This window comes from Micromonospora sicca, from assembly GCF_003172935.1.
Lineage (GTDB): Bacteria > Actinomycetota > Actinomycetes > Mycobacteriales > Micromonosporaceae > Micromonospora > Micromonospora sicca.
Genome location: NZ_QGKS01000359.1, coordinates 1 through 10034, shown reverse-complemented (window position 1 = coordinate 10034; position 10034 = coordinate 1). Strand labels below are relative to the sequence as shown.

Sequence of the window (10034 nt, the reverse complement as noted above, 5' to 3'; positions counted from 1 at the left end):
CCAACCGGCGTCTCGCGCGGCGCATGTCTCGCCGGGTTCGCCGAACTGCGGCGGCAACTGGCCTACAAGACGGGATGGAATGGCGGGCGGCTGGTGGTGGCCGACCGCTGGTATCCGTCCTCGAAAACCTGCTCGAGCTGCGGCGTAGTGAGAGCCAAACTCGCCCTGTCCGAGCGCACCTACACCTGCACCCTGTGCGGCCTGGTCCTGGACCGGGATGTCAATGCCGCACGGAACCTGGCCGCCCTGGCGGTCACCGTCGCCGGGAGTGGCTCGGAGACGCGAAACGGACGTGGAGCCGACCGTAAGACCCCGCTCGCGGGGCCGGTGGCTGTGAAACGTCAACCCGGCACCGCCAAAGCGGGCAACACCGGGACCGTCCCACCGCAAGGTAGGACATCCAATCATGAGCACACCAACGCCTCATGAGAGGAAACGGATGTCATGCGGGCGACAGGGGAAGAAGCGGCATTTGGGGTGAATGTGGCCCACGCCCGCGCCGCGAACGACCATGATGAGCGCGTGGGCGCTCTCGTGACACTGGACCTGCCGGACGACTCGCCGATGCTCGGCCTGCCGTGGATCATCACCTTCGGCCCGCTCGGCGAAGCCGACGAGTGGGAGCCGGTGGTCTGCGGCCCGTACGAGCGGCCGCACGCGCTCGCCCTGGCCGAGGCGGTGGTCGCCGAGGAGCAGCTGATGGCGGTGGTCGAGCCGCTGCTGCCGGCGCTTTCGGCGGACGAGATCCGGGGCGAGATCGCCGCCGCGCAGATCGCCGCCGAGGACGAGGCCGCCCAGGTCGACCAGGCCGACCTCTACGGCGACTTCGAGGACGTCATCGACGAGGAGCTGGAGCTGGCCGCCGAGCAGGAGCCGGTGGCGGAGCCGCTCACCGCGCCGAGCGAGGCCGAGCTGCGCGCCGGGTTCGCCCGGATCGCGAAGCTGCTCACCAGCAAGGGTGGCTGACCGCGCTCAGCGGCGCGGAACGTCCCAGATGGACACCGGCGCCGCGGGAAGCGGACTCCCCGAGGCGCCGGCGCCACCTCACCCCCCACCACAAGGGGTCGGTAGGCCCAGCCGCCCGTCGGCGCGGGGCACAACAGACGACCAGGTCAATGGCGGGTTACCCGGCTCAGCGCCGTTCGAACCACGCAGCTGCGTCAACCGGCAGGACGTGTCCGTCGCCCCGCTCGGTGAGGTCGGCGCTGGCGACGACCGGCCGGCCGTACCCGGCGATCGTGACCTCGGCGCCGCTGATGTTGACCACGCAGGTCAGCACGGTGTCCCCGGCGGCCCGGTGGAACGCCAGCACGCCGGGCTCGGCCTCCAGCCAGGTGACGCCGCCGGTGGTGCCGGCCAGCGCCGGGTGTTCGTGCCGGATCCGCAGCGCCGCGCGGTAGAGCTCCAGCGTGGAGCCGGGCACGCCGGCCTGGGCGGCCACCGAGAGGGCACGCCAGGTCGCCGGGGCCGGCAGCCAGCTCAGCTCGCTGCCCTCCGGGCCGAAGCCGTACGGGGCCAGCTCGCCGGTCCACGGGATCGGCACCCGGCAGCCGTCCCGGCTCTCCCCGGTCCGCAGGAACGCCGGGTCCTGGCGCAGCTCGTCGGGGAGGTCCAGCACCTCCGGCAGGCCCAGCTCCTCGCCCTGGTAGACGTACGCGCAGCCGGGCAGGGCCAGCATCAGCAGGGCGGCCGCCCGGGCGCGGCGCAGCCCGACCTCGCCGTCGCCGTACCGGGTGACGTGCCGCTGCCGGTCGTGGTTGGAGAGGACCCAGGTGGTCGGGGCGCCGACGATGGTCGACTCGGCCAGTGCGGTGTCGATCACCTTGCGGAACGAGTCGGCCGACCAGGTGGCGTCGAGGAAGTCGAAGCTGAATGCCTGGTGCAGCTCGTCCGGGCCGATGTAGCGGGCCAGCCGCTGCGGGGTCTCCGCCCAGGCCTCGGCCACCGCCATCCGGCCGCCCGGGTAGCTGTCCAGGATCGGCCGCCAGGCGCGGTAGATGTCGTGCACCTCGTCCTGGTCGAAGTAGGGCAGCCGGCCCTTGCCGAGCAGCTCGGACTGGCGCTGGCCGGTGGTCATCGAGTTGAAGCCGACGTCCGGCAGGCCCTCGGCCTTGATCATGCCGTGGGCGACGTCGATCCGGAACCCGTCCACGCCCCGGTCGAGCCAGAAGCGGAGCACGTCCTCGAACTCGGCGCGCACCTCGGGGTGGCGCCAGTTCAGGTCCGGCTGGGCCGGGTCGAACAGGTGCAGGTACCACTGGCCGTCCGCCACCCGGGTCCAGGCCGGGCCGCCGAAGATGCTCTCCCAGTCGTTCGGAGGCAGCTCGCCGGACTCGCCCTTGCCGTCGGCGAAGAGGTAGCGCGCGCGCTCGGCCGAGCCGGGGCCGGCGGCCAGGGCCGCGGCGAACCACGGGTGCGCGCTGGACGTGTGGTTGGGGACCAGGTCCACGATGATCCGCAGGCCCAGGGCGTGCGCGTCGGTGATCATCGCGTCGAAGTCGGTGAGCGAGCCGAAGAGCGGGTCGACGTCGCGGTAGTCGGCGACGTCGTAGCCGGCGTCGATCTGCGGCGAGGTGTAGAAGGGGGTCAGCCAGAGCGCGTCCACCCCGAGGTCGCGCAGGTACGGCAGGCGCTCCCGGATGCCCTGGAGGTCACCGACGCCGTCGCCGTTGGCGTCGGCGAAGCTGCGGACGTAGACCTGGTAGACGACCGCGGATCGCCACCAGTCGTCGTCGGAGGTCAGCGGCGTGGGGTTGGTGGCGGCGGTCATCGGTGACGATCCCCGTTCTCTGGCGCGGGACGGCGGCACGCCGCGCGGGCGTGGATGGTGGGCGCGTTTGCCTGAGCAGAATGCCGCGCCGGCGTTGCAAGAGTCAAGCATTCCTTGCGCAAGGAATGACGCCCGGTGGGCGAGTTGCGGCACATCTCGGCGTCCCGGCGGCCGGGCGGGCCGACCCGCCGCGCATTGCGGAAGGGCGACGGGCCGGGTCGGTCAGGCCGGGACGGCCAGGGCGGGGGGCGTCGGGCGCTGCGGCGTCGGCGCGGGCGTGGCCCCGGGCTGGCGGACCACCGCGGTGGAGCCGCGGACCACCAGTTCCGGACGGAACAGGTACTCCGAGTGCGGCGCACCGTGCCCGTTGATCTCGTCGACCAGGGCCCGGACCGCGGCCACCGCCATGGCCGCGACCGGCTGGCGCATGGTGGTCAGCGGCGGGTCGGTGAAGGCCATCAGCGGGGAGTCGTCGTAGCCGACCACGGAGACGTCGCCGGGGACGGTCAGCCCGCGCTGCCGGGCGGCCCGGATCGCGCCGAGCGCCATCAGGTCGGAGCCGCACACGATGCCGGTGACGCCGCGCTCGATCAGCCGGCCGGCGGCCGCCTCGCCGCCCTCGACGCCGAAGAGGGAGAGCTCGGCCAGCTCGTCCAGCTCGCCCTCGGGCACGCCGGCCAGCCGGGGCATCGCCGCCCGGAAGCCGGCCACCCGGCGCCGCACCGGCACGAACCGGTCCGGGCCGGTGATCAGGCCGATCCGCCGGTGGCCGAGCGCGACCAGGTGGGCCACCGCCAGCTCGGTGGCCTCCCGGTCGTCGCAGGAGACGAAGGGGGCGGCGATCCCGGGCGCGTACCCGTTGATCATGACCACGGGCAGCGGCCGGGCGATCAGCGCGCGGTACCGGTCGTGGTTGGCGGCGGTGTCGGCGTGCAGGCCGGAGACGAAGACGATCCCGGAGACCTGCCGGTCCAGCAGCATCTCGACGTACTCGTCCTCGGTGACCCCGCCGGGCGTCTGGGTGCAGAGCACCGGAGTGAAGCCGCTCTGGGCCAGCGTCGACTCGATGACCTGGGCGAACGCCGGGAAGATCGGGTTCTCCAGCTCGGGCACGACGAGGCCCACCAGCCCGGCGCTGCGCTTGCGCAGCCGGGCGGGGCGCTCGTAGCCGAGCACATCGAGGGCGGTCAGGACGGCCTGCCGGGTCTCGGGGGCCACGCCGGGGCGGTCGTTGAGCACCCGCGACACCGTGGCCTCGCTGACTTCGGCCTGTTGGGCGATGTCGGACAGTCGAGCGCGCATGGCGGCACTTTAGCTCAAGGGCAAGTTCTTGCGTACTCTCCTGCAATCCCTTCCATTCCCTGCAACCTCTTGCTAACGTCCCCGCAACACGGGACAGCAGCGGCGCGGCAGCCTCGCGCCGGTTGGCAAGAACTTTCCGACGTTTCCACTGGCGGGTCGCCCCTCCCCCGGCGGGCCGCCACAACGACAGGAGTACCGATGCGCATCCGTACCGCGGGTGTGGTCGCCGTTCTCGGTCTGGCGCTCGCCGCGTCCGGCTGCGGCGACAACAGCAAGGACGAGCCGGCCGCCAAGGAATCCCCCAAGGCCGCCAGCGGCAAGCTCGTCATCTGGGCCGACGACAAGCGGACCGCCGCCCTCAAGCCGTTCGCCGAGGAGTTCGGCAAGGAGAACGGCGTGACCGTCGAGGTGCAGGCCGTCTCCAAGGACCTGCAGACCAACTTCGTCACCGCCTCGCAGCAGGGCAGCGGCCCGGACGTCGTGGTGGGCGCGCACGACTGGATCGGCAACCTGGTGCAGAACGGCGCCATCGACCCGGTGCAGCTCGCCGCCGAGCAGAAGAGCGGCTTCAACGAGACCGCGATCAAGGCCGTCACCTTCAACGGCCAGCTCTACGGCGTCCCCTACGCCACCGAGAACGTCGCCCTCATCCGCAACACGGAGCTCGCCCCCGAGGCCCCGAAGACGATCGAGGACCTGGTCGCCGCCGGCAAGAAGCTGAAGGCCGAGAAGAAGGCCAGCGAGATCCTCTGCCTCCAGTCCGGCCAGAACGGCGACGCGTACCACGTCTACCCGCTGTACACCTCGGGCGGTGGCTACCTCTTCGGCACCACGGCCAACGGCGACTACGACCCCAAGGACCTGGGCGTGGGCAAGCCGGAGTCGATCGCGGCCTTCCAGAAGATCGCGAAGCTGGGTGAGAAGGGCGAGGGTGCGCTGAAGCGCTCCATCACCGGCGAGAACTCCATCGCCACCTTCACCGGCAAGAAGTGCGCCTTCCTGGTCTCCGGCCCGTGGGCCATCGCCGACGCCAAGAAGGCCGGCATCAAGTACGACATCTCCCCGGTCCCCGGCTTCGCCGGTGGCAAGGAGACCCAGCCGTTCGTGGGCGTCCAGGCGTTCTACGTCGCCGCCAAGGGCAAGAACAAGGCCCTGGCCCAGGAGTTCGTCACCAACTACGTGACCAAGCCCGAGCTGGCCGTCGCCCTGTACCAGGCCGAGCCGCGCCCGCCGGCGCTGACCGCCGCCTTCGACCAGGTCAAGGGCACCGACCCGGACCTGGCCAAGTTCTCCGAGGCCGGCAGGAACGGCCAGGTGCTCCCGGCGATCCCGGCCATGGCCGCGATCTGGGACCCGTTCGGCAAGGCGGAGGCCGCCGTCATCGGTGGCGCCGACCCGGCCAAGACGATCACCGCCGCCGGCAAGACCATCGCGGGTCAGATCAAGTAATGAGCACGTCGCTGTCCGGCCCGGAACCTGCCACGCAGGCTCCGGGCCGGGAGCCCGTTCGCTCCGGGCTCCCGCGCAAGTCCCGTACCGCGCGGAACCACGCGCCGATCACCGCGACCGGCCTCGTCGTCAAGGTGGTCCTGCTCGGCCTGGTGGCCGGGATCGCGATCTGGGCGGCCTTCCCGCTCATCGAGGCCGAGCTGTGGGTCGGGCTGGCCATCCTGGCGGTCACCACCGCCGGTCTGTGCTACCTCTACCTGACCCGCCGGCACATCCCGGCGAAGTACCTGGTCCCCGGCACGCTCTTCCTGATCGCCTTCCAGGTCTTCCCGGTGCTCTACACCGCCAGCACCGCCTTTACCAACTTCGGCGACGGCCACCGGGGCAGCAAGGACGACGCGATCGTCGCGATCCAGAGCTCCTCGGTGAAGCAGGTCCCCGGCTCCACCGAGTACTCCCTCTCCATCGCCACCAAGGGCGACCCGACCGCCGGCCCGCTGGTCTTCCTGCTCACCGACCCGAGGACCAGGGAGGTCTCCGCCGGTGACGCGGCCGGGGTGCGCAGGCTCGACGCCGGCCAGATCACCGTCAGCCCGACCGGCAAGGTCACCGCCGCCGACGGCTACACCATCCTCAACTTCGGCCAGGCGAGCGCCCGCAGCCCCGAGATCACCGACCTGGTGGTGCCGACCTCCGGCGGCGCGATCCGGTCCAACGGCCTGTCCCGCGCCTACGAGGGCAAGGCCATCCGGGCGTACGACGCGGGCTGCGACTGCGTCAAGGACAGCGAGACCGGCAAGACCTGGACCGCCGACGAGGCGACCGGCTCCTTCGTCGCCGCCGACGGCGAGCGGCTGGCCCAGGGCTGGCAGGTCAACGTCGGGCTGCGGAACTTCAACCGGGTGCTGACCGACCCGAACATCTCCGGGCCGTTCTTCGGGACGCTGGTGTGGAACTTCGCCTTCGCGATCGGCTCCACCGGCCTCACCTTCCTCCTCGGCATGGCCATCGCGCTCGCCCTGCACTCGCCCCGGATGAAGGGCACCAACCTCTACCGGGTGCTGCTGATCCTCCCGTACGCCATGCCGTCGTTCGCGATGCTGCTGGTCTGGCGGGACATGTTCAACACCGACTTCGGCCTGGTCAACAACCTGTTCGGGCTCGGGGTCGACTGGTTCGGCGAGACCTGGTCCGCCCGCGCCGCGGTGCTGCTGGTGCAGCTCTGGCTGGGTTACCCGTACATGTTCCTGGTGGCCACCGGCGCGTTGCAGGCGATCCCGCGCGAGCTGACCGAGGCCACCTCGGTCGACGGGGCCTCACCCTGGCAGACGTTCCGGGCGGTCACCCTGCCGCTGCTGCTGGTCGCGCTCTCCCCGCTGCTGATCGCGTCGTTCGCGTACAACTTCAACAACTTCAACGCGATCTACCTGACCACGGAGGGTGGCCCGTTCCCGGCCGACAATCCGACCGTCGGGGCGACGGACCTGTTGATCACGTACACGTACCGCCTGGCCTTCGGCGCCCAGGGCGCCCAGTTCGGCTTCGCGGCGGCGATCTCGATCTTCATCTTCGCGATCGTGGCGACCGTGTCGGCCATCAGCTTCCGGCGTACGCGCAAGCAGGAGGAGGTGTACTCGTGACCTCACTCACCGGTACCCCGGTCGCGACCGGCGGCGCTCCGGCCGCGAACCGGAACGCCAAGGGCAGGCGGAAGAGCCGCTGGTTCCGCCAGGTCGGCTGGCGGCACCTGGTCGCCGTGCTGGCGGTGGCGTTCAGCCTCTTCCCGATCCTGTTCGTGCTCTCCGCGGCGCTCAACCCGCGCGGCACCCTCTCCTCCACCGACCTGGTGCCGACCGGTGGGGTGTCGCTCGAGAACTTCGCCAACCTGTTCGACCGGACCGCGTTCGCCCACTGGTTCGTCAACTCGCTGCTCATCGCCGGGCTGGCCGCGTTCTTGTCGATCTTCCTCTCGGCGATGGCGGCGTACGCCTTCTCCCGGATGCGCTTCTCCGGCCGCCGGGTCGGGCTGCTGTCGCTGCTGCTGATCCAGATGTTCCCGCAGTTCCTGGCGATCGTGGCGATCTTCCTGATCTTCACCACGATGACCGATCTGTGGCCGACGATCGGCTTCAACACTCCCTGGGGGCTGATGCTGCTCTACCTCGGTGGGGCGCTCGGCGTGAACACCTGGCTGATGAAGGGCTTCTACGACACGCTGCCCCGGGAGCTGGACGAGTCGGCCACGATGGACGGCGCCACGCACGCCCAGGTCTTCTTCCGGATCATGCTGCCGTTGGTGGCGCCGATCCTGGCGGTGACCGCGCTGCTGTCGTTCATCGGCACCATCAACGAGTTCCTGATCGCCAACGTGTTCCTCACCAACACCGAGTCGAAGACCCTCGCGGTCGGCATGTTCGGCCTGGTGGCCGGTGAGCGCAACAACAACTTCGGGATGTTCGCGGCGGGCACCCTGCTCACCGCCGTCCCCACGGTGCTGGTGTTCCAGCTTCTCCAGCGCTACATCGTCTCCGGCCTCACGGCGGGAGCAGTCAAGGGATAAATCGGATAGGTGGCCGCTCGCCGTCGTGCGTGAGGAGAGTGGCGCCACTCCGCACGCGTGCCGCCGGGTTACCGGCGGGCGCCCCACGCGAGCTGCGCGGCAAGGGCGTCGGCGTCCGACGTACACCGGAGCAGTCACGGGCTGGCCGCCGCGGCCGGGAGACCGGCCGCGGCGGGCGACCCCTCTCTCCCCGTCCGACCGACGCGAAAGGTCCCGCCATGTCCCTGCAGCCGCACCACGACGGATCCGCCCGGTACGTCCCGGAGCAGGACCCCGCGCTCGGGCAGACCGTGCCGGTCTTCGTCCGGGTCCCCGAGGACGCCGACGTACGCCAGGTGCACGTCCGGACCACCGGCGACGGTGAGCCGCGCTTCGCCGAGGCCACCGTGGACCGCACCGCGGGCGGCGACGTGTGGTGGCGGGCCGACGTCGAGGTCCGCAACCCAATCAGCAACTACCGGTTCATGCTCTCCGGCCGGAAGGGCTACCGCTGGCTGAACGCCGCCGGCCTGGTCGACCACGACGTGCCGGACAGCGGCGACTTCAAGCTGGTCAGCTACGCCCCGCCGCCGGCCTGGGCCCGGGACGCGGTGATCTACCAGATCTTCCCGGACCGGTTCGCCCGCTCCGGCGCCGCCGACGGCCGGACCGCGCCGGACTGGGCCATCCCCTGCGACTGGGACACCCCCGTCATCGGGCGCGGGCCGGAGACGCCGTACCAGTTCTACGGCGGCGACCTGGACGGCATCACCGAGCGGCTGGACCACCTGGACCGGCTCGGCGTGAACACCGTCTACCTCACCCCGATCTTCCCGGCCCGCTCCAACCACCGGTACGACGCGGCGAGCTTCGACACCGTCGACCCGCTGCTCGGCGGCGACGCCGCGCTGGCCCGGCTCGCCGACGCGGTCCACGCCCGAGGCTGGCGGCTGCTCGGCGACATCACCAGCAACCACACCGGTGAGGCGCACGAGTGGTTCACCCGGGCCGCCTCCGACGTGCACGCACCCGAGCGGGAGCTGTACTACTTCGACGAGGCCACCGGCGACTACGAGTCGTGGAACGGGGTCAAGTCGCTGCCCAAGCTGAACTGGGGCAGCGCCGAGCTGCGTCGCCGCTTCGCCACCGACCCGGATTCGCTGCTGCGTCGCTGGCTGCGCCCGCCGTACGCCCTGGACGGCTGGCGGGTGGACGTGGCCAACATGACCGGCCGCCGGGGCGCGGACGCGTACACCCACGAGGTGGCGCGGCTGCTGCGCGAGGTGGTCGCCGACACCCGGCCCGACGGGCTGCTGCTCGCCGAGCACGGCCACGACCACACCGGTGACCTGGACCGGGACGGCTGGCACGGCACGATGAACTACGTCGGGTTCACCGACCCGGTCTGGTCCTGGTTGCGGCACGGTGCCGCCCCGGTGCCGAACTTCCTCGGCACTCCCGGCGGGGTGGCCCGGCGGGACGCGGGTGCGGTGCTGGCCACCATGAACACCTACCGGTCGCTGATCTCCTGGCGGGCGTACGTGCACTCGTGGCAGCTGCTCGGCTCGCACGACTCGGCCCGGATCCGGACCGTGGTCGGCGACGCCGCCCGGCAGGAGGTAGCGGCCGGCCTGCTCGCCACGATGCCGGGCACCCCGGTGATCTTCGCGGGGGACGAGCTGGGGCTGACCGGCACCAACGGGGAGGGGTCGCGTACCCCGATGCCGTGGCGCCGGCCGGAGAGCTGGGACCAGCGGACCTTCGCCGCGTACCGGTCGCTGCTGGCGCTGCGCCGCGGCGAGCGGGCGCTGCGCCACGGCGGCCTGCGCTGGGTGCACGCGGACGCGGACACCCTGGTCTTCCTGCGGGAGGCGCCCACCGGCTCGGTGCTGGTGCTGGCCCGCCGCGCGCCCGGCGCCCCGGTCCGCCTGACCGGCCTGCCCGGCACCCTGAGCGGCACGACGTACTACACCA

At 71.5% G+C, this 10034-nt stretch carries 8 protein-coding genes; 6 read left to right on the top strand and 2 right to left on the bottom strand.

Annotated elements, in window-relative coordinates:
• Together DKT69_RS29120 and DKT69_RS29115 are read left to right on the top strand one after the other, a co-directional pair.
• Positions 1-429: zinc ribbon domain-containing protein (locus DKT69_RS29120; RefSeq protein ID WP_146231242.1), on the top strand; the 429-nt coding region annotated here is incomplete at its 5' end.
• 93 nt (positions 430-522) lie between these two features.
• Positions 523-966 carry a hypothetical protein gene (locus tag DKT69_RS29115; RefSeq protein WP_109804665.1) on the top strand — a complete coding sequence of 148 codons (444 nt, stop codon included), beginning with the start codon at positions 523-525 and terminating at the stop codon, positions 964-966.
• A gap of 166 nt (positions 967-1132) precedes the next feature.
• Here the strand turns inward: DKT69_RS29115 and DKT69_RS29110 are convergent, their stop codons facing one another.
• Both DKT69_RS29110 and DKT69_RS29105 read right to left on the bottom strand, forming a co-directional pair.
• Positions 1133-2770, bottom strand: coding sequence for a glycoside hydrolase family 13 protein (locus DKT69_RS29110; protein ID WP_109804664.1), 1638 nt, complete (start codon positions 2768-2770; stop codon positions 1133-1135).
• A gap of 222 nt (positions 2771-2992) precedes the next feature.
• Positions 2993-4072 carry a LacI family DNA-binding transcriptional regulator gene (locus DKT69_RS29105; RefSeq protein ID WP_109804663.1) on the bottom strand — a complete coding sequence of 360 codons (1080 nt, stop codon included), beginning with the start codon at positions 4070-4072 and terminating at the stop codon, positions 2993-2995.
• 198 nt (positions 4073-4270) lie between these two features.
• Between DKT69_RS29105 and DKT69_RS29100 the strand changes: the two genes are divergently transcribed.
• From DKT69_RS29100 to DKT69_RS29085, 4 genes are all read left to right on the top strand, one after another.
• Positions 4271-5521: a sugar ABC transporter substrate-binding protein gene (locus DKT69_RS29100; protein ID WP_109804662.1), complete on the top strand. Its 1251-nt coding sequence runs from the start codon at positions 4271-4273 to the stop codon at positions 5519-5521.
• The gene (locus tag DKT69_RS29095) at positions 5521-7161 is read left to right on the top strand and encodes an ABC transporter permease subunit (RefSeq protein WP_109804661.1); all 1641 of its coding nucleotides are present in this window, start codon (positions 5521-5523) and stop codon (positions 7159-7161) included. Before DKT69_RS29100 ends, DKT69_RS29095 begins: the two co-directional genes overlap by 1 nt.
• Entirely contained in the window at positions 7158-8081 is a 924-nt protein-coding gene (locus DKT69_RS29090) for a sugar ABC transporter permease (RefSeq protein ID WP_109804660.1), read from the top strand. The genes DKT69_RS29095 and DKT69_RS29090 overlap by 4 nt, the downstream gene beginning before the upstream one ends.
• Before the next feature lie 218 nt (positions 8082-8299).
• Positions 8300-10034 (top strand): glycoside hydrolase family 13 protein (locus DKT69_RS29085; RefSeq protein ID WP_109804659.1); only part of this gene is annotated, 1735 nt, incomplete at its 3' end.

Excerpts from the sequence above, each read along its gene's own strand:
- DKT69_RS29105 (WP_109804663.1), bottom strand. The coding sequence starts at position 4,072 with ATGCGCGCTCGACTGTCCGACATCGCCCAACAGGCCGAAGTCAGCGAG.
- DKT69_RS29100 (WP_109804662.1), top strand. The coding sequence starts at position 4,271 with ATGCGCATCCGTACCGCGGGTGTGGTCGCCGTTCTCGGTCTGGCGCTC.
- DKT69_RS29095 (WP_109804661.1), top strand. The coding sequence starts at position 5,521 with ATGAGCACGTCGCTGTCCGGCCCGGAACCTGCCACGCAGGCTCCGGGC.
- DKT69_RS29110 (WP_109804664.1), bottom strand. The coding sequence starts at position 2,770 with ATGACCGCCGCCACCAACCCCACGCCGCTGACCTCCGACGACGACTGG.